The sequence below is a fragment of the Rhodococcus sp. WB9 genome (assembly GCF_007558985.1).
GTDB classification, from domain to species: Bacteria; Actinomycetota; Actinomycetes; order Mycobacteriales; family Mycobacteriaceae; genus Rhodococcus_F; species Rhodococcus_F opacus.
In genome coordinates this window covers 7,160,584-7,187,059 of the sequence record NZ_CP041769.1, presented here as the reverse complement: position 1 = coordinate 7,187,059, position 26,476 = coordinate 7,160,584, and the positions used below count along the sequence as shown (strand labels likewise).

General features: G+C 63.2%; 20 protein-coding genes and 2 pseudogenes. 16 read left to right on the top strand and 6 right to left on the bottom strand.

Translation table 11 applies throughout. The features are described 5' to 3' along the window. Positions 1-202: 202 nt before the first annotated feature. The 7 genes and pseudogenes from FND50_RS33460 to FND50_RS33430 form a co-directional block, all read left to right on the top strand. On the top strand, positions 203-1,660 hold the full coding sequence (locus FND50_RS33460) for a nicotinate phosphoribosyltransferase (protein WP_144288603.1): 1,458 nt from the start codon (positions 203-205) through the stop codon (positions 1,658-1,660). A 98-nt stretch (positions 1,661-1,758) separates the two neighbouring features. Continuing rightward, positions 1,759-2,379 (top strand): HAD family phosphatase, encoded by a 621-nt coding sequence (locus tag FND50_RS33455; protein ID WP_144288602.1) that lies wholly within the window; start codon positions 1,759-1,761, stop codon positions 2,377-2,379. 152 nt (positions 2,380-2,531) lie between these two features. Continuing rightward, positions 2,532-3,509: a ribose-phosphate pyrophosphokinase gene (locus tag FND50_RS33450; protein ID WP_005561331.1), complete on the top strand. Its 978-nt coding sequence runs from the start codon at positions 2,532-2,534 to the stop codon at positions 3,507-3,509. A gap of 76 nt (positions 3,510-3,585) precedes the next feature. Next, positions 3,586-6,057 carry a 5-amino-6-(D-ribitylamino)uracil--L-tyrosine 4-hydroxyphenyl transferase CofH gene (gene cofH, locus FND50_RS33445; protein WP_144288601.1) on the top strand — a complete coding sequence of 824 codons (2,472 nt, stop codon included), beginning with the start codon at positions 3,586-3,588 and terminating at the stop codon, positions 6,055-6,057. Beyond that, positions 6,054-6,857 (top strand): 6-phosphogluconolactonase, encoded by an 804-nt coding sequence (pgl, locus tag FND50_RS33440; RefSeq protein WP_144288600.1) that lies wholly within the window; start codon positions 6,054-6,056, stop codon positions 6,855-6,857. The genes cofH and pgl overlap by 4 nt, the downstream gene beginning before the upstream one ends. 42 nt (positions 6,858-6,899) lie before the next feature. Next, positions 6,900-7,673, top strand: coding sequence for a 2-phospho-L-lactate guanylyltransferase (gene cofC, locus FND50_RS33435; protein WP_144288599.1), 774 nt, complete (start codon positions 6,900-6,902; stop codon positions 7,671-7,673). 43 nt (positions 7,674-7,716) lie between these two features. Further along, positions 7,717-8,940 (top strand): annotated as a pseudogene (locus tag FND50_RS33430) (coenzyme F420-0:L-glutamate ligase); the annotation flags it as partial. A 67-nt stretch (positions 8,941-9,007) separates the two neighbouring features. On the opposite strand, the gene FND50_RS33425 reads toward FND50_RS33430, so the two are convergent. Then, the gene (locus FND50_RS33425; protein WP_260850805.1) at positions 9,008-9,964 is read right to left on the bottom strand and encodes a nucleoside hydrolase; all 957 of its coding nucleotides are present in this window, start codon (positions 9,962-9,964) and stop codon (positions 9,008-9,010) included. 860 nt (positions 9,965-10,824) lie between these two features. Here FND50_RS33425 and FND50_RS33415 point away from each other — a divergent pair. The 5 genes from FND50_RS33415 to FND50_RS33395 all read left to right on the top strand — a co-directional run bounded on the left by FND50_RS33415 (position 10,825) and on the right by FND50_RS33395 (position 17,686). Continuing rightward, the gene (locus FND50_RS33415) at positions 10,825-11,109 is read left to right on the top strand and encodes a YciI family protein (RefSeq protein ID WP_043787215.1); all 285 of its coding nucleotides are present in this window, start codon (positions 10,825-10,827) and stop codon (positions 11,107-11,109) included. Between the two features lie 1,459 nt (positions 11,110-12,568). Further along, positions 12,569-14,041, top strand: a complete 1,473-nt coding sequence (locus FND50_RS33410; protein WP_144289231.1) for an aldehyde dehydrogenase family protein — start codon at positions 12,569-12,571, stop codon at positions 14,039-14,041. A 103-nt stretch (positions 14,042-14,144) separates the two neighbouring features. Then, positions 14,145-15,761: an NAD(P)/FAD-dependent oxidoreductase gene (locus tag FND50_RS33405; protein WP_144288598.1), complete on the top strand. Its 1,617-nt coding sequence runs from the start codon at positions 14,145-14,147 to the stop codon at positions 15,759-15,761. Between the two features lie 46 nt (positions 15,762-15,807). Then, the gene (locus FND50_RS33400) at positions 15,808-16,713 is read left to right on the top strand and encodes an alpha/beta hydrolase (protein WP_005561342.1); all 906 of its coding nucleotides are present in this window, start codon (positions 15,808-15,810) and stop codon (positions 16,711-16,713) included. Positions 16,714-16,885: 172 nt separating this feature from the next. Continuing rightward, positions 16,886-17,686 carry a crotonase/enoyl-CoA hydratase family protein gene (locus FND50_RS33395; RefSeq protein WP_011598505.1) on the top strand — a complete coding sequence of 267 codons (801 nt, stop codon included), beginning with the start codon at positions 16,886-16,888 and terminating at the stop codon, positions 17,684-17,686. Positions 17,687-17,796: 110 nt separating this feature from the next. On the opposite strand, the gene FND50_RS33390 is transcribed toward FND50_RS33395, so the two are convergent. The 3 genes and pseudogenes from FND50_RS33390 to FND50_RS37975 form a co-directional block, all read right to left on the bottom strand. Then, positions 17,797-18,825: an acyl-CoA dehydrogenase family protein gene (locus tag FND50_RS33390; RefSeq protein ID WP_144288597.1), complete on the bottom strand. Its 1,029-nt coding sequence runs from the start codon at positions 18,823-18,825 to the stop codon at positions 17,797-17,799. Continuing rightward, complete coding sequence (locus tag FND50_RS33385) at positions 18,825-19,970, bottom strand: acyl-CoA dehydrogenase family protein (RefSeq protein ID WP_144288596.1); 1,146 nt, start codon at positions 19,968-19,970, stop codon at positions 18,825-18,827. The genes FND50_RS33390 and FND50_RS33385 overlap by 1 nt, the downstream gene beginning before the upstream one ends. Positions 19,971-19,983: 13 nt before the next feature. Next, positions 19,984-20,400: pseudogene (locus FND50_RS37975) on the bottom strand (CoA transferase). 215 nt (positions 20,401-20,615) lie between these two features. On the opposite strand from FND50_RS37975, the gene FND50_RS33375 reads away from it, so the two are divergent. Then, a complete protein-coding gene (locus FND50_RS33375; protein WP_144288595.1) occupies positions 20,616-21,374 on the top strand; it encodes an IclR family transcriptional regulator in 759 nt (252 codons plus the stop codon). A 24-nt stretch (positions 21,375-21,398) separates the two neighbouring features. On the opposite strand, the gene FND50_RS33370 is transcribed toward FND50_RS33375, so the two are convergent. Then, positions 21,399-22,331, bottom strand: coding sequence for an alpha/beta hydrolase (locus FND50_RS33370; protein WP_144288594.1), 933 nt, complete (start codon positions 22,329-22,331; stop codon positions 21,399-21,401). A 227-nt stretch (positions 22,332-22,558) separates the two neighbouring features. Between FND50_RS33370 and FND50_RS33365 the strand changes: the two genes are divergently transcribed. The 3 genes from FND50_RS33365 to nudC all read left to right on the top strand — a co-directional run bounded on the left by FND50_RS33365 (position 22,559) and on the right by nudC (position 24,675). Next, positions 22,559-23,302, top strand: a complete 744-nt coding sequence (locus FND50_RS33365) for an alpha/beta fold hydrolase (protein ID WP_144288593.1) — start codon at positions 22,559-22,561, stop codon at positions 23,300-23,302. A 70-nt stretch (positions 23,303-23,372) separates the two neighbouring features. Further along, positions 23,373-23,675, top strand: a complete 303-nt coding sequence (locus tag FND50_RS33360; RefSeq protein WP_144288592.1) for a Dabb family protein — start codon at positions 23,373-23,375, stop codon at positions 23,673-23,675. Between the two features lie 73 nt (positions 23,676-23,748). After that, positions 23,749-24,675: an NAD(+) diphosphatase gene (nudC, locus tag FND50_RS33355; RefSeq protein ID WP_144288591.1), complete on the top strand. Its 927-nt coding sequence runs from the start codon at positions 23,749-23,751 to the stop codon at positions 24,673-24,675. A 40-nt stretch (positions 24,676-24,715) separates the two neighbouring features. On the opposite strand, the gene FND50_RS33350 is transcribed toward nudC, so the two are convergent. Then, complete coding sequence (locus tag FND50_RS33350) at positions 24,716-26,458, bottom strand: sigma-54-dependent Fis family transcriptional regulator (RefSeq protein ID WP_260850802.1); 1,743 nt, start codon at positions 26,456-26,458, stop codon at positions 24,716-24,718. Between the last annotated feature and the right edge of the window lie 18 nt (positions 26,459-26,476).

Here is a 26,476-nt window from a genome sequence, read left to right as displayed (position 1 = left end):
CCGCAGGACGAGCATCGGCTCGCTAGATGTAATGGTCCGAAACATCCTGGTAACCAACGTCATACAGTATCGGGTACTGGGTCGAACGCAGCACCTCGAAGGCGAAGGTTCGGGCCGCATTCGCGGCAACTCTCCTGGGCTTGGAAAATTCAGACAGCAGAGAAGTAGCAACGATCACACCACGAGAAAAGGCGAGATTGCGATGGCATTGGGCCGGAGTTACGACAACATCATCATCAACACCGACAGTTACAAGCATTGTCACTACCCGTTGTATCCGGCGGGGACGGAGTATGTGTCCAGTTACGTCGAGTCGCGGGGTGGGGAGTTCCCGGTGACGATGTTCGTGGGGTTGCAGGCCTTCCTTCGGGAGTATCTGCTGCATCCGATCACGCTCGAGGACATCGATCAGGCGGAGAGCATCACCCGTGAGCAGGGGATGCACTTCAATCGGGAGAATTGGCTGGGGATCCTCAACGATCACGGTGGGTTCTTGCCGGTGGAGATCGAGGCGGTGCCCGAGGGCCTGGTGATGCCGACCCGCAACGTGCTGGTGCAGATCATCAACACCGACCCGAAGTACTTCTGGGTGACGAGCTTCTTCGAGACCGCCCTGCTGCGTGGGGTGTGGTACCCGACCACGGTGGGCACCATCAGCTGGCTGGCCAAGCAGGTCATCAAGGAGGCGTTGGCCCGGACCTCCGATCACCCGGAAATTCTGCGGCACTGTCTGCACGACTACGGCGCCCGCGGGGTGAGCTCGCAGCAGTCGGCCGCGCTCGGTGGGTTGGCGCACCTGGTCAACTTCAACCAGAGTGACACCGTGCCAGGGATTCTCGCGGCGAAGGAGTACTACAACGCGGTGTCGCCGGCGAATTCCGGCCCGAACTCCGAGCACGCCGGTTTCTGTGCGTGGGGTCGGGAGAACGAGGCCGCGGCGATGCGGAACATGCTCGAGGTGCACGCACCGAGCGGGGTGGTGTTGCTGCTGACCGACACCTACGACCACGAGAATTCGGTCAAGAACATCATCGGCCGCGAGCTCGCCGATGTTGTTCGGAACTTTCCCGGACTGGTCGGGGTGCGCCCGGACTCGGGTGACGTGGTGCAGGTGACCGCGGAGACGACCGAGTGGTTGATGGACAGCTTCGGGTACACCACCAACAGCAAGGGTTTCAAGGTGCTGCCCGACTATGTGCGGGTGGTGCAGGGTGACGGGGTCAATCGTGACAGTCTCCCGCGGGTGTACGCCGAGCTCGAACGCCGCGGTTTCTCGGCGGAGAACGCGATCTTCGGTATGGGGGGCGGGCTGTTGCAGCACTGCAACCGGGACACGATGAACTTCGGGCAGAAGGCCAGTGCGGTGTGTGTCAACGGTGAGTGGCGGGGCATCGCGAAGGCGCCGACCGGTGATGCGATGAAGGCGTCCAAGCGTGGCCGCCTCGGGTTGCGGCTGTCGCAGGGTGAGTATCAGACGGTGCCGCGGGAGTCGATCTCGCCGGAGGAGAACATCCTGCAGCCGGTGTTCCGTAACGGCAAGTTGCTGCGGAAGTGGGATTTCTCCGAGCTGATCGAGCGCAGTGAGCGGGAGGTGCCGGAGAGCTATTACGCCGATGCCATCGCACCCCTGCACAACGACGCTGAACTCGCACTCTCCTGAGAGCTGCCGGCGACCGGGCGCAACCTTCACAACGCCCTGGCCGCCGGCTCCCGGGCAGCCTTGTAACTCGTTCCACACACAGTTAGGTTCACAGCACGATGACTAAGCTGCACGTCTTCGACATGGACGGCACCCTTCTGCAGTCCACTGCTTCGATCGAGATCTCGAGAGCGGTCGGAGAACTCGCTGCGGGCGAGCTGATCGAGCAATCCTGGTTCAAGGGCGAGATCAGCGATGTGCGTTTCTGGGAACTCTGCCTTCCGCTGTGGGAAGGGCTCAGCGAGGCGGACATCGATGACGCGTTCGCCGCGTCCCCGTGGATCGGCGGCGTGGTCGAAGTCTTCGCCGATATCCGCAACCGTGGCGAATACAGCACCGTCATCTCTCAGTCACCCCAGTTCTTCGTGGAACGTCTGACCGGGTGGGGTGCTGATTCGGCGTTCGGCGCGCAGGTGGCCTTGAGGAGCGAGGTCGGCCCGGAGAGTCTCCTCAGCGCCGAGGACAAGGTCTCGATCGTCAGCAAGCTACTCGCGGAGTATGGGCTCGCCGAAGGGGACTGCGTCGCTTACGGCGACTCCACGTCCGACATCCCGCTGTTCGGAAAGCTTCCGAACACGGTGGCCGTCAATGCGAGCCCCCGGGTCCGTGAGCTTGCGACGATCGAGTACGAGGGGTCCGATCTCCGCGGTGCATACGTCCTCGGCCGAGGACTGCTCTGACCGGCGTCGCCGCACGTCGAAGACAGGCACATCAGTAGTACCTTCCACCAATACGACAGTGAGGTCCTTGAACGGTGGCCGCCTTGAGAAGCATCCCGACAAGGAGTGGTGTGGACAGCGCTACGTCCGTGGGTACCGCAACGAGCATGCCGATGAATTACGGCAAGCGGTTGAAACTGTTTTCCGGTCGGGCCAACCCCGACATCGCGAAAGCGATCGGTGCCGAGCTGGACGTGGGGCTGAGTCCGGTTGTGCTGAAGACTTTCTCGAACGGGGAGGTGTACTGCCGGTTCGAGGAGTCGATCCGCGACGCCGACGTCTTCATCGTTCAGCCGACATGTACCAATGCTGATACCGGGGTCACCACCAATGACGCACTGATGGAGCTGATGGTGATGATCGACGCCGCAGTGGCTGCCAGTGCACACCGCGTCATCGCCGTCACGCCGTGGTACGGGTACTCGCGGCAGGACAAGCAGAGCGCCCCTCGAGAGCCGATTTCCGCGCGTATGGTCGCCCGGATGCTCGAATCGGCGGGAGCAGACCGACTCCTGGCGATGGATCTGCATGCCGGACAGCTCCAGGGCATGTTCAAGATCCCGGTGGACCACATGACGGCAATGAGGTTACTCGCTCAGTATTTCATCGATCTCGAGATGGAGGACCTCGTTGTGGTGGCACCCGACGCCGGCCGGGTGAAGCTGAACAAGAGTTTCGCCAAGTGCGTCGGCGCCGATCTCGCGATTCTCGACAAGGAACGCCCGAGACATCAGGTCGCCGAGATAGGTCACGTGATCGGAGATGTTCGGGGCAAGACCGCGATCATCGTCGACGACATGATCGATACCGCCGGCACGCTCCGTGCTGCGGGGGAGATGGTGATGAGGGCAGGAGCGTCGAGGGTGTTCGCCGCAGCGACCCACCCGGTGTTCAGTGGCCAGGCCTACGACAACCTCGCCGCATCGCCGTTCGAAGAGATCGTCGTGACCGACACGATCGCACTGTCGCCCCAGGCACCGGCGAACGTGCGCGTGCTGTCCTGCGCCGGCGTCCTCGCCGACTCGATCAGCCAGGTCTTCCGAGGCGGATCCGTCAGCGAAGTGTTCGGCAGTGAGTACCAGTTGTTCTGATCGATCGAAGTGGGAGCCGCCGAGCCGCGCTCGGGGGGTTCTCATCACACGGTAGAGGCGTAGAGAGCATCCCACCATGAGTCTCGATGTAGGTACGAAGTCAACAATCCACCAGCTCGGCACCACGAGGAGCGCCCTCGATGCACTGTCCGTCGATGACGCGACCGTCCTCACCCGTCCCCTTCCGGAGCTGATGGAACGGGCAGCTGCACTGCGCGACGCGCTCTTCGGCACGAGGGTGACGTACTCGCCGAAGGTCTTCATCCCGTTGACCTCACTGTGCCGCGACGGGTGTGGCTACTGCACCTTCTCCCGCTCACCCGCACGCGCGGAGGCGCCGTACCTCACGCCCGATCAGGTGCTCGCGATCGCGGCGCAGGGGGCGCAGGCGGGATGTCACGAGGCGCTGTTCACGCTGGGGGAAGAGCCCGAAGACCGATACGACGTCGCGGCCCAATGGCTGGCCGATCACGGCTATAGCTCCACCGTCGAGTACCTGGCCGCAATGTGCCGGCTCGTGACCGCGGAGACGGGATTGCTGGCGCACTCCAACGCCGGAGCCCTCGCACCGGATGCTCTGTCGCTGCTGCGGACGGTCAGCCCCGGCCAGGGCATGATGATCGAGTCGTTGAACCCGACGCTGATGGCCCACCGCGGTGCGCCCGACAAGACACCGGAACGCCGACTGGCCACGCTGGAAGCCGCGGGCGAACTAGCGATTCCCTTCACGACCGGGATCCTCGTCGGCATCGGAGAGTCCCCGCAGGACCGTGCCACGGCGCTGCGAGCCATCGCCGACCTGCACAGACGCTACGGGCATGTCCAAGAAGTGATCGTGCAGAACTTCATGCCCAAACCGGACACCGTGATGCGCAACGAACCCGCCTGCCCGCAGGACGAGTTCCTCCGCACGATCGCGATGGCGCGGTTGATCCTGCCGCCGGATGTGCACCTGCAGGCACCCCCGAACCTGTCGGAAGACTTCGGTCCGCTGCTCGATGCGGGGATCGACGACTTCGGTGGTGTGTCTCCGGTGACGGTCGACCACGTCAACCCGGAACGGCCGTGGCCCGCGCTCGACCGGCTCCGCGAGGTGACCGAACGCCACGGCAAATTCCTCGCACCCCGCCTCACCGTGTACCCCGAGTTCGCGCGCCGCCCCGAACAATGGATCGACCCCGGTCTGCGCTTTGCGATCATGGACCGGTCGGACGCCGAGTCGCTCGGCCGCGACGACCCGGGCGCGATGTTCCCCGAGAGCCACGCTGACGCGAAGAACGTCGGCACCGGGGCGGAAGTCGTCCAGATCGGTCGGCGCTCGACAGTGTGGAGCTCCGGGTCGGAGTTCGCGCCCACCGATCTGGTGCCGAGCCGCAGGCGAGGGTTCGGCGGCCCCGTCCGTGGCGTCCTCGACGGTATCGCCTCGGGGCAGGAACCGGGAGTGGACGAGATCGTCACCCTGTTCGGAGCTCGTGGGCGAGAGGTCGCCGAGGTCGCCGAGTTCGCTGATCACCTCCGCTTCAGGGCGGTCGGTGACGACGTGACATTCGTGCGGAACCGAAACATCAACTACACCAATGTCTGCACCTTCAAGTGCACCTTTTGTGGGTTCTCCAAGGGACCGTTGTCGCTGAACCTGCGCGGCAAGCCGTACCTGCTGACCCTTCACGAAGTCGCCGGCCGTGTCCGGGAGGCGTGGGATCTCGGGTGTACCGAGGTCTGCCTACAGGGCGGCATCCATCCGTCCTTCGACGGCGACTACTACATCGACGTCTGCCGCGCGGCGAAGGAAGCAGCGCCCGACATCCACGTGCACGGCTTCACGGCCCTCGAGGTCACCGAAGGGGCCAAGCGGCTCGGTGAGCCGCTCGAGAAGTACTTACAGCGATTGGTCGAGGCAGGACTGAAGTCGCTACCGGGCACCGCCGCCGAAATCCTCGACGACGACGTCCGGGCAATCCTCTGCCCGGACAAGATCGACACCGAGGAGTGGCTCGAATGTCACCGCGTCGCCCACTCGATGGGCCTGACGTCGAACGTGACGATGATGTTCGGAACCGTCGAGGAGCCCGTGCACTGGGCGCGCCACTTCCTCCGCACCCGAGATCTCCAGCGTGAGACCGGAGGGTTCACCGAGTTCGTCGGTCTTCCGTTCGTACACATGGCGGCTCCGATCTACCTCAAGCGAGGTGCGCGCCGCGGTCCGACCTGGCGAGAAGTAGTGCTGGTCCACGCGATTGCGCGAATCGTCTACGACGGCCTGATCGACAACGTGCAGGCGTCGTGGGTCAAGCTCGGACTCGACGGCGTTCGTCAACTGCTCCAAGCCGGAGTGAACGACGTCGGCGGGACGTTGATGGACGAGAACATCAGCCGCGCCGCCGGCGCCGCCCACGGCCAGCAACTCGACGAGAGAGACCTGGACGCGGTGGTGCAGGGAATCGGCCGACGCCTGCGACGGCGCACGACCAACTACCTGACGCCTCCCACCCACCAGCTCGATCTGCACGGTGCGCCGACACACTCACCAGAGGTGATCCTCAGATGACAACAACAAGAACCACTTCCGCTCCTTCGAAGCCGATCCCCTATATCTACGACGACAGCGAACAGCTCGCCGGTGACGTCGCGTCGAGGTTGCTTTCGAACCTTGCCCAGGCGCAGAAAGAGCGCGCCTACGCGTCGCTGGTGCTCACCGGAGGACGAACCGGGACAGCGGTGCTCGAGAGACTACGCACCGCCCCGAATCGCGACATCGTCAACTGGCATCGAGTGAACTTCTTCTGGGGCGACGAGCGCTTCGTGGCCCGACACCACCCCGACCGTAACGAGAAGCAGGCGCGCGAGGCCCTACTGGACCACCTGCCCGTGGACCCGAGCCGTGTGCACGTCATGGCGCCCTGCGACGGCGGCTTCGGCAATGACGCCACCGCAGTGGCAAACGCCTACCAGGCGCTACTCTGCGCGTACGGTCGCCTGGACAGGACGCCTCTGTTCGACATCTGCCTCCTCGGGATGGGCGAGGAAGGTCACGTCGCCTCGATCTTCCCGGACTCACCGGCAGTGCTGGAGAAGCAGCGTGAAGTGGTGGCGGTGTACAACTGCCCGAAGCCGCCGAGCACCCGGATTTCGCTGACCCTGTCGGCGATCACGCGCTCCCGCGAAGTGTGGCTGATGACTACCGGCGACGCCAAGGCGTCTGCAGTCGCGACGCTGATGGAGGGGGTGACGCCCCAACTGTTACCAGCAGCGGGGGCGCTGGGTTCGCACGCGACCCGGGTGTTCCTGGACGCGGCCGCAGCGAGCCTGCTGTCCAACTGCGCAGACCTCCGCGCCTCGGCGCGATAACTGACGATGTGAAAAGACCCACTCGAGAATCCGAGTCTTGTAATGACGAATCCGCATCGCATCGACCTGATAATTCCGGTCAAGTCACTCAACGAGGCGAAAACACGACTCCGCGGCGCGGTTGACGGCGGTACCGGAAAGATGAACGCACACAAGAGGCTGGTCCTGGCGATCGTGCTCGACACGGTTTGCGCTGCGCTGCGGGCACAAGTGGTCGACTCTGTGCTCGTCGTCACGCCGGACCCGGTCGTGGCTCGCAGCGTCGAACGGCTCGGTGCACGCGTACTGGGAAACGAACCAGCCGGCGGACTGAACGCGGCATTGAACCACGGCGCGGCCCTGTTGGAGCGGGAACGCCCGGGCCGAGTGGTAGGGGCGTTGCCCGCGGATCTTCCGGCGCTTCGGCATCGCGAATTGTCCGCATTCATCTCGGCTGCCGACGGCAGGCGTGCGTTGTGCGCCGACCGGGATGGAAAGGGCACAACGTTGCTGCTCTCGGCGGCGGGTAAAGGACTGTTCCCAGCCTTCGGAATTGGTTCGGCGCTCGCCCACCAGGCGTCGGGTGCCATAGTTCTCGAGGGCGAATGGCCTTCGCTGAGGTCAGACGTGGACACCGCCTCCGACCTGCGCACGGTCGGGGGGTTGGGATTCGGCGCCCGCATGGCTGCCCTGGGGTCGGCGTCCGAGTTCGCGTTCTGGGACAAACACGAGGCTGCAATGATCGACTTTGCCCGCCGCTGGCAGCCCTTCGGTGGCGGAACCTCAGATGACATATTCAGTACCTTCGGCGTGCCTCCGCGACCGTACTTCACGTAATTGACCGCACTGTTGTCGTCGAGCGTGACTCCTGAGCTCGCGGGACGACGACATCGTCGTGAATACGAGCAAGATCGTGTCCAAGGCAGAGGGACGAATCGTCGATGCGCCGACGGGAGCTGAGGATCGTGAGGCGTTCCGGGCGCTTCTGGTCGAGCAGGAAGCCGTTCGTGTCGTTGCCCGCAAGGGGTCCACCGTCATCACCGAGAACCGTCTGGGGATAGTGCAGGCCGCTTCGGGAATCGATGGGTCCAACGTCTTCTCGCACGAATTGGCACTACTACCCGAGAACCCCGATGAGAGCGCGCAGTCGATTCGGTCAGGGTTGCAGCATCTGCTCGGTGTCAGCGTGGCGGTGATCATCACGGACACGATGGGCCGCGCGTGGCGACGGGGACAAACCGACGCGGCGATCGGCAGCGGGGGCATCGCGGTTCTCCACGGCTACGCCGGTACCAGGGACGCGCAGGGCAACGTGCTGGAGGTAACCGAGGTGGCAGTGGCCGACGAACTCGCGGCCGCCGCCGATCTGGTGAAAGGCAAGGTGGCGGGAATCCCCGTCGCTGTTATTCGGGGACTGAAATCATCCGACGACGGGTCAGGTGCAACCGATCTGCTGCGTTCCGGCCACGAGGACTTGTTCTGGCTCGGCACCGCTGAGGCGCTGGCACAGGGCCGCCGTGAGGCTCAGTTGCTGCGGCATTCGGTTCGCGCGTTCAGCGGCAGGCCGGTTCACCCAGAGCTGATCACGCAGGCGGTCGCCGAATCCCTGACGGCACCAGCCCCGCACCACACACATCCCGTGCGATTTGTATGGCTGCGGTCGCACGAGGTACGCGCGAGACTCGTCGCCGCGATGCGCGAGCAGTGGCGGATCGATCTGACCGCCGACGGCTTGTCCCCGGAGCGGGTGGAGCGGCGAATCGCCCGTGGCAGCATTTTGTTCGACGCCCCGGAAGTCATCGTCCCGTTCTGTGTACCGGACGGTGCCCACGACTACCCGGACGCCCACCGTCGGTGCGCTGAGTCGACGATGTTCACCGTGGCCGTCGGCGCGGCGGTGCAAGGACTCCTGGTTTCCCTCGCCGCAAGGGAAGTGGGCAGTTGTTGGATCGGATCCACCATCTTTGCGCCGGAGATCGTTCGCACGGAATTGGGTCTGCCGTCGAACTGGAAGCCGCTCGGCGCCGTGGCGATCGGCTACCCCACCCGACCTCGGCATGTCCGTCCGCCCGCAGATGTGGCGGGGGCGCTCGTAGAATTGTGAGCTCGCACGAACGTCTGCCCACCGGCAACCCTTTGCAGCGTCCGTAACGCGCCGTCGCTCGGCCTCTTCAGGCTGGTGCCACAGCGAGACCGGCGACGCGGGTGAGCACGAGGGCACGGAATCGGTCGACATCCAGATCGACCGCCAGACGTGTACCCGACGTGGCACTCCCTACGGCCGTGGTGAGAGAGCCCGACAGCGTGCACACCGTCTGTCCGCGACCGACACCGACACCGGTCTCGACTTCGACTGTCGCGGTCTGCAATCGAACGATCGCAGGGTCGACGATCGTTGCGATCACCAAGGCGTCGTGCATGGGCCAGCCGTCCGCCTGAATGTCGCCGTAGCCTCGGATCATCGTTGCGAGGAGTGACCCGGTATGTGACCGCGCCTCGAGTATTGCGAGCGCTGTCTCGTCCAGGGTCGAGCGTCGCGTGACATCGAGTCCCAGCAGCCAGGTTTCGAGGTCCGAACATGCGAAGACACGTTGCGCTGCCTCGGGGTCGGACCAGATGTTGAATTCCGCAACCGGCGTGATGTTGCCCCGGCCGGTGCTCCCTCCCATGATCACCAGCTTGTCGATCCGGTCGATCAACTCGGGGTGCATGGCGACGAGCAGGGCGATGTTGGTCAACGGACCGATCGCCGCGATCGTCACGGACCGCGGTGCGGCCTCACGGAGCACCGAGGCGAGGAGTCCGACGGCGTGTTCCTCGGACAACGATCGGGTCGGCGCAGGAAGTTCGACGCCGCCCAGCCCGTTCTCGCCGTGCGGTGACGGCTGGTTGTGCATCCCGATGCGAACGAGCGCGCGCGTTGCGCCTGCCGCGACCGGAACGTCTTCCCTCCCGAATGCGCGCAGCAGCCGCAGCGCGTTGTCGGTCGCTTCCTCGACCGGAGCGTTTCCCGCGACCGTGGTGACGGCAAGCAGATCGACCTCTGGGCTCGTCACCGCCAGCGCCAGCGCCAGCGCATCGTCGATTCCTGGATCTGTATCGATGATCAATCGCACAGGCGCAGCCACTGTCGGTTCTCCTCAGGCTTCTCGGGGTCGGCAGACTGCGACCCGGATAGAAACGATAAAGGGTAGTCCGGCGCTCTGTCGCAGAATCCGAATTGTCACCTATGCACGAGATCCAAATGTCGTTTCTCTCGAAGTTGCGCATCGTACTGTGCGTAACATAAACGTTTCCACTGTAAGAGGCGCCGCAAAGTATCCGAGAAGCTCAGATTGCTGGAGCCCGGAATGCGATCGGTCCGGTCGCCGCGCAGACGGGATTCCTGATCTTTCAAGACGTGCTGACAAGATCTTGTGGGGTCCGGCTGCGGGAGTTGTCTTGTGTCGAGATCCCAGGTCTGCCGGGGAACTGGCTTGCTCACAACTGGGCCGTATTCCCCTACTGCCGAGCGCCACAGTCTGCTCACCGCCGGCCGGTGCCAAGGTGGTCGAGTCGCAGCCAACAGGGCTGACGGCACCTTGCCTCACTTCGTAGGGAACCACGCCGTGACCACCCCACATGCCTTCCCTTTTGGAGCCCACTGCCATCCATTCGTCCGGCGAGGTCCTCGATGACCTGCGCGCCCGCCTCACGCTGACCCGTCCGCCGCCGGGCGGGGGAATGGGGACTGGTCTTACGGCGTCCCGGCCAGCTATCTCCGTGGGTTGGGTGACTTCGGCAGGTCTCTCGAAGAGTCATGCGATGGCCGCCTTCATTGGTTTACGACACGCCGGTCCGATCCGATTCCGATTGAAGAATCATCTTCAAGAAGACCCAGTGTTGCGAAATGGGACACGAGTCACCTCATCCGTACTTCTAACCTTCTCAGGTGCGCAATCCGTGTGCATGTTCGGAACTGTTTCTTTCCCCCGCTCGAGGAGTGACCATGGCCTTGTTTGCTGTGATCTGGTCGTATACCACCGATGCCTCTGTCAAAGAGGCTGCGCATGCCGAACACCTGATTTTCGTCAAGGATGCCGCTGCCCGAGGCATGCTGCAGGAGGCCGGCGCCTGGGCCGACGGCGCCGGAGCCCTACTGGTATTCCAAGCGGCCGGCGAAGACGCTTTGCGTTCCTTGCTTGCGGAGGATCCTTACGTCAAGCAGGGTGTCGTCGTAGAGCAGCGCATTTACCAATGGAATCCAGTCATAGGCCCTCTCGTCGGCATCTAACGACAATGCGGCCCGCTCAGTCCCTGGTGGCTCGTTGTCGAGGTATCTTCACGGTTTTCCTGCGGTAAGTACTTGGTTGGCGGTGTTGGTCTAGACATGGTCTAGACCAACGGCGCACAGCGGGTGTTCCATCCGTTGATGAAGGCGCGGATCTTGGTGTTCAGCTCCGTGACGGAGCCGCAAAGTCCGCGGTGGATGGCCTGCCGTTCTTATTCCGAACCAACACCTCCACAAGCCTCATCCATGATGCCGGGGCGGGGGGTGAGATGCCACGAATACGGGGATTTTCGGCCGGCCACGCCCGGACTTCGGACTTCTCGTGGGTGGCGTAGTTGTCCGTCACCAGATGCAGCTCTCGCCCCGGCCGGGCGCCGGCGATGTGTTTGAGGAAGACGAGGAAACCTGACGGTGATGTCGCGGGCTGCGCAGCTCGGTGACCGTGCCGGTGGTGATGACTGGGGCGGGGAACAGGGTGAAGGTGCGGTGTCGGGCGTAGTCGTGAGTGTGCTTCCAGCCCGAGCCGATCCGCATCGACAGCGTCGGTGTGGTCCGATCCAGGGCCTGAATCTGCGATATTTGGGCCACACAAGCACGATTGCGTTCAACTGCGAACAGTGAGTTTCAAGCCGCGGCAGTAAAGTTACCTCTACTTCTATGACGGTTGATCTCTCAACCTACGCTCCCGACTTGTGCTGTAGCTCCAGCGAAGGTGACCGCTGCCAACCCGCACCCTTCCCGCTTGACAAACGACGTCGGAACTGCGGTGACGGGCATGCCTGCTTGTGAAGTCCAGGCTTCGAAGTCTCTGCGGTCAAGGCAGATTGGCGCGCGTGTGTCCCCAGGAATATGTTACGCAAGGTTGTAAGGCGAGCGCGGGTATGCCGCCAGGATCGACCATCTATGCCGCCCACCACCTCGATCCCGCTAGGTTTTGTCGTGCATTTTCCCGCTCGGCACAAGCCGAACCTTCTTATATAAGTAAACAATTCCCCTATTGTGTTTTTAGGGTTTGGGTGTCATGCTTGCCCTGCGAGGTGTTCCAGGTCACTTTGGGTAGTCGTTTCTGAAGCGGGTCGCAAGGTGGCTGGGGCGTCGGACGGCCCGCTGGCCATCGCCATCGCAGCGATTCGATTCCCTACGCCGCAGTAGATTTGCGAACAGGGAGCGGATGTCGTGAAGGTCGAGTCGCTGGGTGGGCGATGTCAGTCAGGGGTGCCGGCCAAAAGCGTCAGGTAGCAGCGAGTCTGATGCCTGTGAGTCTTCAAAACGCGCTGAGTACAGAACTTTTGAGGACCAGAGAGCGAACTTTCCCATCCCTCTCGACTACAGAACTGCCGAGAAAGTCTTTCGTACTGGCACGCCTGCCGCACAGCGCGGACGACTGATCAGGCAAATCAACTCCGCGCCGGGTGGTGAACTTCCAAACCAATTCTGCGCCTACACAGATCGGGGAACAAAGATGTCCATAAACGTGGACCACCCAGCATTGTCGTCGTCGATCGCCGACGGGAGAACGTTGTATATCGCAGGTCGATGGAGTGCTGCCACCGACACTTTCGAGCGGGTAGATCCCTCCGATCTCGGCCGCGTGACGGGAATCTACGCTTCGGCGACTCCCGGCAATGTCGAGAGTGCGTACGCGGCCGCCGCCGGTGCTCAACCAGCGTGGTCCGAGACGACAGCGATTCAGCGGTCGGACTTTCTTCGTTCTGCCGCTGACCTTTTGGAAAGCCGCGTTCACGACGCTGCGCTGACGATCACCGCGGACATGGGGAAGGCGATCCGCGACGCACGCGCCGAGGTCCTGCGAAGTGTCGCCATTCTCCGCTACTACGCCGGTGAGATCCTGCAGCCCAGTGGAGAGACGTACCCCAGTGCTGATTCACACACGATGCTGATGACGGTGGAGGAGCCGCTCGGCGTCGTTTGTGCAATCACGCCGTGGAACTTCCCCTTCGCGCTTCCGGCATGGAAAATCGCGGCGGCAATAGGTTTCGGGAACGCAGTTGTGTGGAAGCCCGCCGAACCGGCCTGCGGATCCGCAGTGTTCCTGACGCGGATCCTCGCAGAAGCCGGGTTGCCCGCGGGTGTCCTCAATCTGGTGACAGGCAGCGGTAGAACGCTTTCGGCGGCACTCACCGGGAACGCGCGACTCGCAGCCTTGACATTCACCGGTTCGGGTGCAGTCGGGTCGCGACTACGTCAGGCCGTCGCCGATCGCAACGTCAAGGTCCAGCTCGAGTTGGGCGGCAAGAACCCGTCCATTGTTCTCGCCGACGCCGATGTCGAGGATGCAGCGCTACAGATCGTGAAGAGCGCGATGCTCCACACCGGGCAACGCTGCACAGCGACGAGCCGGGTCTACGTCGACCGCACTGTCGCTCTCAGACTACGAGAACTGCTGGTGAAGCACGCTGACGCGCTCGTCGTCGGTGATCCGTACGACGAAGCCACCGACATCGGGCCCCTTGCCTCGGTGGAGCAACGTGACACGGTGGCCGGATACCTGCGACTCGCTCGTGACGAGAACGCCGAATTCCTTACGGGAAGGGAGTTCGATTCCGACACTTGCTATATCGCACCAACAGTCCTGGCCGGAGTGTCGGAGGCGAGCAGGCTCGTCAGGGACGAGATCTTCGGGCCAGTCGTGACCGTGCAGGAGGTCGATGGATTCGACGGTGCGCTGAAGGCCGCAAACGACACGGACTACGGCCTGTCCTCTGGAGTGTTCACCAGAGACATCGCGACGGCGATGACCTTCATTCGGCGCACACAATCGGGGTTGGTGCACGTCAATCGCGAGACGAGCAGTGTCGAGCCACATGTGCCGTTCGGTGGCCTCAAAGGCTCGAGCAGCATGAACAGAGAACAGGGCAAGGCCGCACGTACTTTCTTCACAACCACCAAGACTGCGTATGTCCGCTGGACCTAGAAGCTGCACCGGACGAGCTTCCGCATTCAGCGGCTCACAGTCTGCGACACAGACCGCAATCGACAAACCCCCAAGTAGCCCTCGGCATCTAGAGGAGACCAACATGAGCACTGCCGCTCCAGCCGTGACCGAAGTACTCGACGTTCTCGTTGTAGGAGCCGGATTCGCCGGGCTGTACCAGCTCGAAAATCTGCGGAGTCGAGGCTATTCGGTGAAAGTAGTCGAGGCGGGTGAGGGTCTGGGCGGAATCTGGCACTGGAACCGCTACCCGGGTGCCCGAGTGGACAGCGAAGGTCCCATCTACCAGTTCACGCGCCCCGACCTATGGGATGAATTCGCGTTCTCCGAGCTCTACCCCGGAGGTGACGAACTGCGCCGCTACTTCAAGTACGTCGACGCGAAGCTCGATCTGAGCAAGGACATCTACTACGACACTCGGGTCGCTTCCGCCGAGTTCGACGATTCGGCGAACACCTGGACCGTGACCGCGGAGAACGGAAGCACTTTCGTCTGCAAGTACTTCGTTCTGTGCACCGGATTCGCGGCAAAGCCGATCTTCCCGAAGCTCCCGGGAATGGACAGCTTCGCAGGGATCAACCACCACACCGGTTTGTGGCCTGAAGGCGGAATCGATTTCGCAGGAAAGCGAATCGCCATCATCGGTACCGGCGCCAGCGGTGTGCAGGTCGCTCAGGAGGCGTCGAAGGAAGCCGCACAGCTGACCATCTTCCAGCGCACCCCCGTTCAGGCGCTCCCGATGCGACAGCGCCAGCTCACCGACGAGGACAACGCGAAGATCAAGTCCGATCTGGCGGTCAGATTCAGTCGTCGTGCGGCGTCATTCTCCGGCTTCGACTTCGACTTCATACCCAAGTCGGCCCTCGAGGTGAGCGACGAGGAGCGAACCACAACTTATGAGCGACTGTGGGAGTATGGTTTCGAGTTCTGGCTCGGAACGTACCAAGACGTCTTCGTCGACGATGACGCAAACGACACGGCCTACGAGTTCTGGCGTAACCGGACGCGTGCCCGGATCAAGGACCCGGTCATCGCCGAGAAGCTGGCGCCGATGACGAAGGCGTACCCCTTCGGCGTGAAGCGCCCCTCGCTGGAGCAGACGTACTACGACATCTTCAACCAGGACAACGTGCGTCTCGTCGATCTGCACGAGGACGCGATCGAGACGATCACGCCCACCGGGCTGAAGACCACATCGGAACAGCACGAGTTCGACATCATCGTCTATGCAACGGGCTTCGACGCCGTCACCGGTGGCCTGACCGCCATCGACATTCGCGGCACCGACGGTACGTTGCTCAGGGACAAGTGGTCGAACGGTGTGCGGGCAAACCTCGGGGTCGCAACGGCAGGATTCCCCAACCTGCTGTTCCTCTACGGACCACTGAGCCCGTCGGGCTTCTGCAACGGGCCAAGCTGCGCCGAGATCCAAGGTGACCTCATCGTCGACACCATCGACTACTTGCGGGACAACGGATTGAACCGTATCGAGTCCGAGGCGGACGCGGATGCTGCCTGGTCCGATCACGTCGCCGAGCTGACGGCCGAGGCGCTCTACGACAAAGCCGACTCCTGGTACATGGGTGCCAACGTCCCGGGTAAGCCGCGGCAGTTGCTGAACTACCCCGGTGGTCTTCCCCTCTACCTGGCCAAGTGGGACGAGATCGTGTGTGCGGGATACAAGGGCTTCACGCTTTCCTGAGCAGTCGATTTTGCCTCCCTCGAGCAGTGATGAAAGTGAGCAACACATGTCCGTGAGCAAAGAATCCCTGTTCCTCAACGACCTGTACGCTTCGTGGCTTACCCGGTCCGAAGGAATGGACCTCGCCAGTCAGCGAGATATGTTCGAAGAGTGGCATCTTCCGACCATCGAACCCATCGACGTCACATATGAGGAAGTGACAGCCAACGGTGTGCCGGCAACGTGGGCGAAGCCTTTGGGGGCCGCCGAGGACCGCGTGATCGTCTTCACCCACGGTGGCGGGTTCGTGACAGGTTCACGGTTCTCACACCGCAAGCTTGCGGCACACCTCGCCAAACTGGCGGGTGTTCACGCCCTGATCGTGGACTATCGGCTCGCGCCGGAGCACAAGCACCCGGCCCAACTCGAAGACTGCATGGCCGTCCACAAGTGGCTCCGCACGCAAGGTTACAAGGCGGAGTACACGGCGACTGTCGGCGACTCGGCGGGTGCCAACCTCGCGATCTCGACAGCGTTCGAACTCGCGAGCTCGGAACTTCCCACTCCTGCTGCCGTCGTCACGCTTTCGCCGTGGCTGGATATGGAGATCAAGGGGTTGACGGTCGAATCGAACGACGCGGTCGACGTATTGGCCAAGCGGGCGGTTCTGGAAATGATGCGGGAGATGTTTCTCTCAGAACCCGCAGATGCAACGGACCCGCGGGCGAACCCACTGCTCAACGACTTCACCGATTTCCCTCCGGTGTACGTATCGGTCGGAGGCTATGAGACGCTGCTGGACGACTCACGTCGGTTGGCCGAATTGATCGAGAAGGTGAGTGGCGAGGTCGTGCTCGACGTGGTCGATGAGCAACAGCATGTATTTCACTTCAACGCGGGGCGGGCACCCGAGGCGGATCAAGCGTTGAGCCGGATTGCCCAGTGGCTGCGACTCGAGTTGGGCCTCGCCTGAAGTCCGCCCGCGCCGTGTGCGTATGAACGCGAAGGTTCTCGGCGGCAAGAGGTGAAGGTGTTCGTCGGCGGCGGTCTACACGGGTCTGGACCGCCGCCGACGAGTTCGTTCGCGTGCCGGTCGGGTACCAGTCGAACGATCGATCCGCAGTGAAGTTAGGGGAAATACACCCATGGATAGTCCAGTCCTCGTCCAACGCGACGGGTTCATCGAGACATGGACGATTAATCGACCGGCGCAGAGCAATCCTATTTCCGGGATGGAGGTGGTCGACGCATTGGTCGCCTGCGTCGAGGCGGTCAATGCCGACTACGGTGTGCGAGCTGTCATCGTCACCGGTGCCGGTTCGACGTTTTCCGCCGGCGGCAACGTCAAGGACATGGCGAATCGTCGCGGATTGTTCGGGGGGAAGCCTCACGAACAGCGGGATGGCTACAGAGCTGGGATACAACGGATTCCGCGGATCATGTACAACTGCGACGTACCTCTCATCGCAGCAGTGAACGGTCCTGCAATCGGTGCCGGATGCGACCTCGCCCTCATGTGCGACCTTCGCATTGCCAGCAGTAAGGCCTTCTTTGCAGAGAGCTTCGTCAAGCTGGGAATCATCCCGGGTGACGGTGGCGCGTGGCTGCTGCCCAAGGCCGTCGGGATGGCGCGGGCGGCAGAGATGATCTTGACGGGCGACCGCGTCGACGCGGTCAAGGCACTCGAGTGGGGATTGGTCTCCAGTGTCGTTGCGCCGGACAAGCTGCTCGACGAAGCTCGCGCGCTCGCCGGCCGGGTGGCCGCCAATCCGCCACACTCGGTACGGATGGCCAAGAGGCTCCTCCGCGAGGGACAGCACCAAAGCCTCGACAGCCTCCTCGAATTATCCGCTGCCATGCAGGCGCTGGTTCAGCAGACGACCGATCACACGGAGGCAGTCAACGCCTTCATGGAGAAGAGAACTGCCGCCTTCACCGGCGAGTGACGTGCCCGAGAAACCGAAGAACTCCGTGGATGCGAATTGGATGCTTCCACGGAGTTCTTCTTTCAGGTCTGCTCGCGAAACTGGTGCCCTTCTGGTGGCGCCTGGGCACTTCAGCGGGTGATGAGGCCCCAGATATTCTCGCAACCTGCTTCGAGAGCGGCGGTAGTCAAGGTGTCGTCCCAGTAGTGGACGGATCCGAATTCCGAGCGCCACGCCAGGGCGGGTTGGGTGAATTCGTGCAGCCTGTGCTCGCGGGTGGTGCCGATCGCACCGTGCACCTGGTGGGCGTTACGGACGACGACCGATGCCGCGTGTCCAGCACATGACCGGGCGACGGCAATGAGGAGTTCGAGGTTCTCACTCGACCACTGCGTGCGGACCGCTTCCGTCAGTGCTGCTTCGGTCGCTGTTCGGGCGAGGGAAGCTTCCGCTGCCATGTCAGCCACCAGGTTCTGAACGGCTTGAAATCTGGCCAGTGGGCGTCCGAATTGCACTCGCTCGGTGGTGTGGGCGACGGAGAGATCGAGGATGCGGTCGAGGGCGGCACACACCTGGAGCGCTCGGATGAGGGCGCCCCGCAAAAAGAGTTGTCGGATCGCCGAGTCCGACACTGGGGTGCCCGACAATGCGATCGTGTCGGCGGAAACGACGTCGCGGGGTTCGTCGGCGAGGTTGGACCCGGAGGTGATGTCGAAGAAGGTTGACTCGAGGTCGGCGACGACGTACGTGTCGTTCTTCCGCCAGACCGTGACGATCTTGTCTGCCTGGGATGCCCACGGCACGCCGCGGGCGACGCCTTTCTCGTCTAGTACGCATGCGGTGAGGCGCGCTTTATCCATCGGTAGGCCGGCTTCTTCGAGGAGCCAACCGGCGAGCAGGTCGTGTTCGGCGAGAGGAATCCGGACCCCGTGCGATGCCGCGGCGCGCAAGAGTTCCGCGGCCTCGTACCAGCCTGCGCCGCTGCCGCCGGTCTCTTCGCGGCCGGTCAGCCGGACAAGACCCAGTTCGTCGAGTTGTGCCCACAGGGAGGGATCGCACGTGGCGATACCGTCCTTGGGCCCGTTCCGTTCCCGGTGATCGGACAAGACCGCGGACATCATGTCGGTGAGGTCCGCGTCGACCGTGGTTGGTGCGTGCATCAGCGCATCCCCAATCCCCGCGCGATCACGCCGCGCAGAACTTCGTTGGTGCCGCCACGGAGAGTAAATCCCGGGCGTTGGACGATGGCGTCCTCGAGCATCGAGGTGTACCGAGGAGGCGAAGTTTCATCGGTGAGGAGGTCGGCGAAGTCGGCTATGTCGCCTTCGGTGGACGTCCCGAGGACCTTGACCACGGCTGCGGCGGTGTCGGCGGGTTCGTGGCGCTCCAGTGCGCCCGCCACTCCGGTCGACATCTGGTGCAGACCGGCGATCCGTCCGAAATACCGGCCCAGATTCGAATGCCGCGGCAAGGTTCCCTGCTTCATCTGTTCGGCGGTCTTCGCGAGCAGGACGAACGTCGACAGGAATCGCTCCGGGCCGCTGCGCTCGAAGCTGAGTTCCGAGGTGACCTGCTGCCACCCGTTGTCGATGGTGCCGAAGACCATCTCGTCCTCGACGAGGACCTCGTCGAGGAGGACCTCGTTGAAGTGGTGCTGCCCGTTCATCGACACGATCGGCCGGATGTCGACCCCGGGGGCGTGCAGATCGACGATGAACTGGCTGAGGCCATCGTGTCGATGTGCCGGATCGAGTTGGGCGGTGCGGGCAAGGCAGATGAACGCGTCAGCGCGATGAGCACCGGAGGTCCAGACCTTGACTCCGGTAATGGACCACCCTCCGTCCACTCGGGTGGCCTTTGTGCGCACACTGGCCAAGTCGGACCCGGAATCCGGCTCGCTCATACCGATACCGAAATAGCATTCTCCGCGCGTGATCGCCGGCAAGAACTTGTGCTTCTGGACCTCGGTGCCGTACTTCAGCAGCGACGGGACGATCTGCCGGTCGGCGATCCAGTGGGCGGCGACGGGGGCGCCAGCGGCGAGCAACTCTTCGGTGACGACGAATCGTTCGAGGTGGCGGCGGCCGTGGCCGCCGTACTCGGCCGGCACGGTCATGCCGAGCCATCCGCGGGCGGCCAATGCACGTGTGAAGTCTTCGTCCCAGCCGGTCAACCAGGAGTCGACCTGTCGGCCGATCTTGCCTTCACTGAGTTGCTCGGCAAGAAACTCACGGACTTCGGTCCGCAAGTCGTCCATGGCGTGTGGGTCGCTGGAGACCGGGGGCACCAATCTGAGGTTGGTCATGAGGTTCTTCCATTCAGGAGGAGGTGGGCTGAGGCGACGTCGCCGTCACGATGGATGCATCGGCCAGCGCATGGACGCGGTCGGCGGAGTAACCGAGATCTTCGAGGATCGTGAAGGTGTCCTCACCGAGCAGGGGAGGGTGTCGGCTGAACGAAATCGGTGTGCGCGACATCGCGAACGGAGTGCAGGTGGCGTAATACTCGCCTTCGGTGGGGTGTTCACGCTTGGTGCTCAATCCCTGGTCCAGGACGTATGCGTTCTCGTGTGCGTGGGCGAGATCGAGTAGGTCGGACGCGGGAATTCACTGTGTCTGACACAAGTTCAACCATTCCCGCGTGGTCCGGCTCGGGACGGCCTCACGGATCGCCGAGTGAAGTTCGCCCATGTGGGTGTGGCGGTCGTTCACCGAGGCGTAGCGGGGGTTGTTCACCAGATCGGCGCGGCCGGCGATGACGATGTAGCGCCCGACGACCTTGTCGGCGATGACGTATGGGGCATAACGACTCTTTCGCTGTGACAGGAAGCACTTCAAGGACTATGTCAGCCGGAGCACTTTTCCGCAATAAAAGAGTTGATTACAGATATAAGTAAGATAGAGTGGTGGTGACCGCTCGGATGGAGCAGTGCCCGTAGGGAGAATGTGCCGTGACGCAACCAGAGGACGCCCTCAATGTTCGAGGCCGCAGTCGCCATCGAACCGTGGACCGCATTGCTGCGATTCTCGAGCTCGTAGCCCGCTCCCGCACCGGACTCACCTTGAGTGGGATGGCCAAAGAGCTCGACGCGCCGATCAGTTCGACGCAAGGTCTCGTCAACGGCCTCGTTGCGACGGGTTATCTCGAGGAGCACGAGCGACGGTACTTGCTCGGCAGTGCCCCGTATCTACTCAACCGCCTCGCGGGGCGGCAGCCCGTCTCGACGGTCACGCACGCCGACCTCGAAGACGTCCACGCGAGTTCCGGCTTGACGACCGTGCTGTCGATCGCCGTCGGTCCGAACATCTTCTACGTCGACTACTGCTCTTCCGACCCACGGTTCGCGTACCTCGCCGAGAACTACGTGAGGCGATCGCTCATCCGTACCTCCGGCGGCTGGATACTGCTTGCCGGGATGGAGAAGCGTGACCTCTGGGCGTACATCCAGACTCTGCCCGACGAGGATCGCGACACTGTCGAGCGGTTCTTCGCTGCCTTACCGGAGATCGAACAGACCGGAATCTGCGCCTCCCCCAACGAGTCGACCGACGGCGACGGTGTCTCGGTCGCGGTTCGTGAGAACGGCAAGACCGTCGCCGCCGTCGGTGTCATCGCACCACACACCGTGATCACGAAGGAGCGCGACAGGCTGGTCGCGCTCTTGGAGCAAGGTGCCCGGAGTTGGTCCGATCGCAGCGTACGGCCGTAATGCAGCCGACCCGGGGCACCGTGGTCAGCCGGCGAACTGCTTGCCGAGGAATTCGACGACGGCACCGTGCAGTTCAGCGCTGCGCGGAATGGCACCGGACATCCAGTACACGGCATGGACAAGGCCTTCATACAGTTCGACCTGCACGGGGACGCCCCGGTCGGCCAACCTCCGGCCGTAGTCCAGGCCCTCGTCCCGAGTGACCTCGTATTCGTTGAGCAACAGCAGAGTGGAGGGAAGCCCCGACAGATCCGCGGTCTTGGCCGGGGAGGCGTACGGATTCTCGGCGTCTTCCGGGGTGGCCAGGTACTGCTCCCAGAACCAGTCGATGGCTGCCGTGGTGACCAAGTACCCCTCGGCGTTCTCCTCGCGCGACGGGAATCGTGCCGTGCCGTCGATGACCGGATAGATCAATACCTGAGCGCGCAGTGCCGGGGCGCCGGTGTCGCGTGCCCGGAGGGCTGTGACCGCGGCCAGGTTGCCTCCGGCGCTGTCACCCATGACGGCTACGCGCGTGCCGTCGCCACCGAAGTCGGCTGCGTGCTCGACGACCCAGTTCAGTCCGGCGAACGCATCTTCGGGTGCGGCAGGAAACTTGTGCTCGGGAGCCAGCCGGTAACTCAGTGCGGCCACGACGACTTTCGCATCGGCGGCGAGCGCGCGACATGGCTGCTCGGTGACGTCGAGGCTGCCGGCGACCCAGCCACCGCCGTGGATGTACACCACGATCGGCAGAGGTGTTTCGGACTCCGGGATGTAGAGACGCACTGCCTGGTCGCCACCGGGGCCGGGGTAGACCGTGTCGACGACACGAGCGACGTCCGCCTTCGGTGCCTGGAGGCCGCTGAAGGACTCGACGACCTCACGGACTTCAGCAATGCTCATCTGCTCGAACGACTTCAGTCCCTGCTCGTTCAAAGTGTCTATCAAATTCTTGACCGCAGGATCGAGTGCCATGGTGTTCTCCTTCATGTCATGAGCAAGTCTGTTCAGCCGGCAGGTGGAGCCACACTATGGGTGCGTTCGGCGCGGGGAGTGTCCGAAAATCACACACGCATCCGCGCCCCCGGTGTCACAGGCGTGTGTTTCACAATCGGACACGCCGACGCCCTGCGGTTCTAGTTTGATTCGGAGTGATCAACAGACGGCTGGAATTTCAGCGTCGCCGACAGAGAGGAACGGCAGTGAACGCGATTGCAGCGATCGAAGGAAGCGGTGACCATCGGGTCCTGGTGTTGCACGGCTGGGCGCTGGACAGCAGCGTATGGCTCACCGCCCGAGCCCGGACGGATCAGTCCCGCTTCACCTACGCGTACCTCGACTTTCCGGGATACGGGGTCAACCGGCCCGAAGCACCGGCCGACGGAATCGACGGGATGGCCGCGGTCGCCCTCGACGCCGCCGATCAGCTCGGATGGTCGACCTTTTCCGTTCTCGGACATTCGATGGGGGGCACCACAGCGCTTCGGGTGGCGACCCTCGCACCTGAACGCGTGACCTCGGTCGTCGCACTGACGCCCGTCTCCCCGGCAGGTACCCCTCTCGACGAAGCGACCTACGGTTCCTTCGCCGGGGCCTGGGCAGACCCGGGTGCAGCCATCCGTGGCGCACTGGCACCACACATCGACGAGACAGATCTGAAGAACCTCGTCGACCGCAACCGCTCGACGATGGACCAGGCAACCTGGGAGTCCTACCTGAAGAACTGGACCAGTCCCGACTTCCTCGACCAGATGGGCACCTACGAAGGGCCTACCACCCTGATCGTGGGTGAGAGCGACCCGTTCGTCACCGCCGACTACCTCGGGGACACGTTGGCGGCCTTGAAGAACGGGAACCTGAAGACCGTTCGGGGCAAAGCCGGGCACTACCCCATGGTGGAGAACGCTCCGGAGACGGTGGCGTTGTCGGAGCAATCTCTGTACTGATCTGACCGGGAACGCAATCCGGGTTCCGACATGCCACGTTCGAATCACAAATCCAGGGAGGATTCTCACCATGTTGAATCACGTTGTGACATTCAAATGGAAGGAGGACATCAGTGACGAGCACATTGAGTCCTTTCACGAAGCTCTGAGCGCAGTCTCGGAGAAGATTCCGGAGGTCGTGGAATACCGTTACGGAAGGGATCTGGCCCTCAAGCCCGGCAGCGGCGACTACGCAATCTCCGCGACCTTCGAAGACGTTCCCGACTTTCGCACATACCTGGCACATCCCGATCATGTGCGCCTCGTCAAGGAATTCATCTCGGTGATGGCCGAATCGTATTCGTCCGTTCAGATCGAATTCGCCTCGCGATAGGCACGACCGGACCGTCGTTCGTCGAACGACGGTCCGGTCGACGGTGTCGCTCGTTTCCGAAAGTTGTGATCCAGTGGTGAGTGTCGAACACAGCGGGCAGGCCCCGTCACGTGGTGCCCTGAGCCGTCCCGTCTCGGTGCGTGACGACGCGGCCGCGTGGGTGGAGGCGTGGCCGGATGCCCGAATACTTCGCGTGAACGGTCGTGGTCAGGTCCGGCTTGCCGACAGACAACTGATGCTGGAACCGGCCGTCGACCTCTACTCCGAGCCTCCCGCGCGCGCCGTGCTGCTCGGTGTCTGTGGCACGGTTCACGAGTGGGCGGTGCGGGACGAGTTCCTCGCTGACAATTCCTCTGCGGGAACCAAGGTCGAGCTCGGTGACCTGCGCTCACACGGAGCACTCCTCGATGCTGCTGACGCGGACCGGTATGTCACAGCGTTGGCATTGCTGACGTGGCAGGACGACGCCCATTTCTGCGCGCGAGATGGGGCGCCGACAACGATCACCTCGGGTGGTTGGATGCGCGTGTGCACGGCGTGCGGCCGGGAGGAATATCCGCGTACCGATCCCGCGATCATTTGTCTGGTGCACGACGGGGCAGACCGAGTACTGCTGGCGCGTCAGGCGAACTGGCCGGCACGGAACTTCTCGACGCTGGCGGGCTTCGTCGAGGCGGGCGAGTCTCTGGAAAGCTGTGTGGCACGGGAAGTTGCGGAGGAGGTCGGTCTCGTCGTCTCCGACGTGGTCTACGTCGGAAGTCAACCCTGGCCCTTCCCGCGCTCCCTCATGCTCGGATTCCATGCCACGGCCGATCCCCGAGACGAGCTCGTCTTCATGGATGGCGAGATCGGCGAAGCACTCTGGTGCACCCGCGCGGAGGTACGGGAGGCTCTGGCTGCAGGGGATTGGACGAGCTCGGCGGATGCGGACGTGTTGTTGCCCGGCGCAGTCTCGATTGCGAGGCGCATGCTCGAGGCCTGGGCGCGAGCCGGTGATTGACACTCTGTCTCGATCGGCACGGTCCCCTCATCGACTGGCACTACTGCGGAAGGAATCGGCTTCCGTCGATTCCCAGGGCACGCATTTTGCGGTAGAGGGTGGAGCGAGCTACCCCCAGGCGTTGCGCAGCCAACAGTTTGTTGCCGTCGGTCTCGACGAGTGCCCTGAGCAACGCGTCACGCTCCGCCAATTCGAGTGAGGTCGAGGCATTTCGGCGGCGTAGATCACCGTCGCGGTATCCGTCGGGCAGATGCTGCACTCCGATGTCGGAGCCCATCGACCGCAGGAGCGAGGACGCCAGAACCGATTCGAGCTCTCTGACATTTCCCGGCCAGTCCCGCGCGACCAGCAGTTGCAGAGCAGTGGGTTGCAGTCGCAGGCCGGTGCGGTCCGGGGAGTGCTTACGTAGTAGGGCGACACTGATGTCGGCGATATCTTCGGACCGATGTCGCAGTGGATCGATCTCTATGCGGCGCATGAAGTGATCGCACAGTCGACCGGCGGGGCCTTGACGGATCCCTTCGCCGGCGGTGGCAATGATGTGAGCGCGATTGTCGACGGCCTCGCTGAGGATCGCGCAGACGTTGGAGACCAGTTGTTCCGGCAGGAGATCGAGATGCCGGATGATGAGGGCTCCGTCGACCTTGTTCCAATTGACCAGTCCGGCAATCCACGCGACGGGGTCGACGGAGGCGGTACCAGCGTCGAACACGGTGAAATGGCCGTCGGCATCCTGCATCCGGTGGAGGGCGCTCGCGGCAAAGAACTTGCCGGCGCCGGGTTCTCCGGTGACGAGCACAGGTGCGTCGATCGCGGCGAGTCGCTCGAGTTCGGTCTGCAGTCGCTTCGTCGACAAACTGCGGCCGGGAATCTTGACAGTCTCCGTGCGTCTTTCGACGGGAGAGGCCGACGCCAATTGACGGGCGGGCGACTTCTTCGGATCGCGGGGATGTGGCCGCATCTCGATGACGATGCCCGCCGGCGTTCGGGAGTCTCCGACTCTACGTGCAGTTGCGGAAACCGTGACGTTGTCGGCGAGCCTGACTTCCCCGATGAACTCGTCGCGGCCGGCCAGCATTCGGCATGCCCAATCCCACAAGAGCGCCTGGTCGGACGTGTCGATGATCTGCGCGGCCATCGGAGTGGTCATGATGACATCTTGATTCAAGGACACCACTGCAGAGGATCCGCGTCGAGAGGCCTGCAGGAAGGACTGGAGAAGCAGTTGCTCGCGATCGGAGGACTCGGCGTAGAGGCGCGACTGAATTTCGCGAACGGCTGATTGCGCCAGGGCACCCATCAGCGCGTTGGAGTCCGACAGGTTGGAGGTGATGTCGAGGATCCCCTCCACGGTGCGGGTGATCGGATGGATGATAGGAACACCGACGCACGCCAGGCTCTGCAGCGCCTCACGGAAGTGCTCACCACCGCTGACTTGGAACGGTCGTCGCTCCTCCAACGCGGTACCGATCCCGTTGGTGCCGGTGTCCTCCTCGGCATAGCGGAAACCGGGTGCCACGTAGGCGCGGTCCAAACGCGCTCGCAACCCTGCGTCGCCCGCCCTGCGGTCGACGATCTGAGCGGCGGAATCGGCCAGCAGGATGGTCGCGGGCGCGTCCTGCAGGTGTAGGACGAGGTTGTCGATCACGGGATCGGCGGCTCTCCTCAACCGGCTGTCACGATCCACGTCCGGCGTGTAGGGAAGGTCGCCGTCGCCGGACGAGACGCCGATAACTTCACACCGCCGCCATGACGCCTCGATCTCGGGTCGGAGGGTGCTCAACTCCTGGCTCTCTCGTGA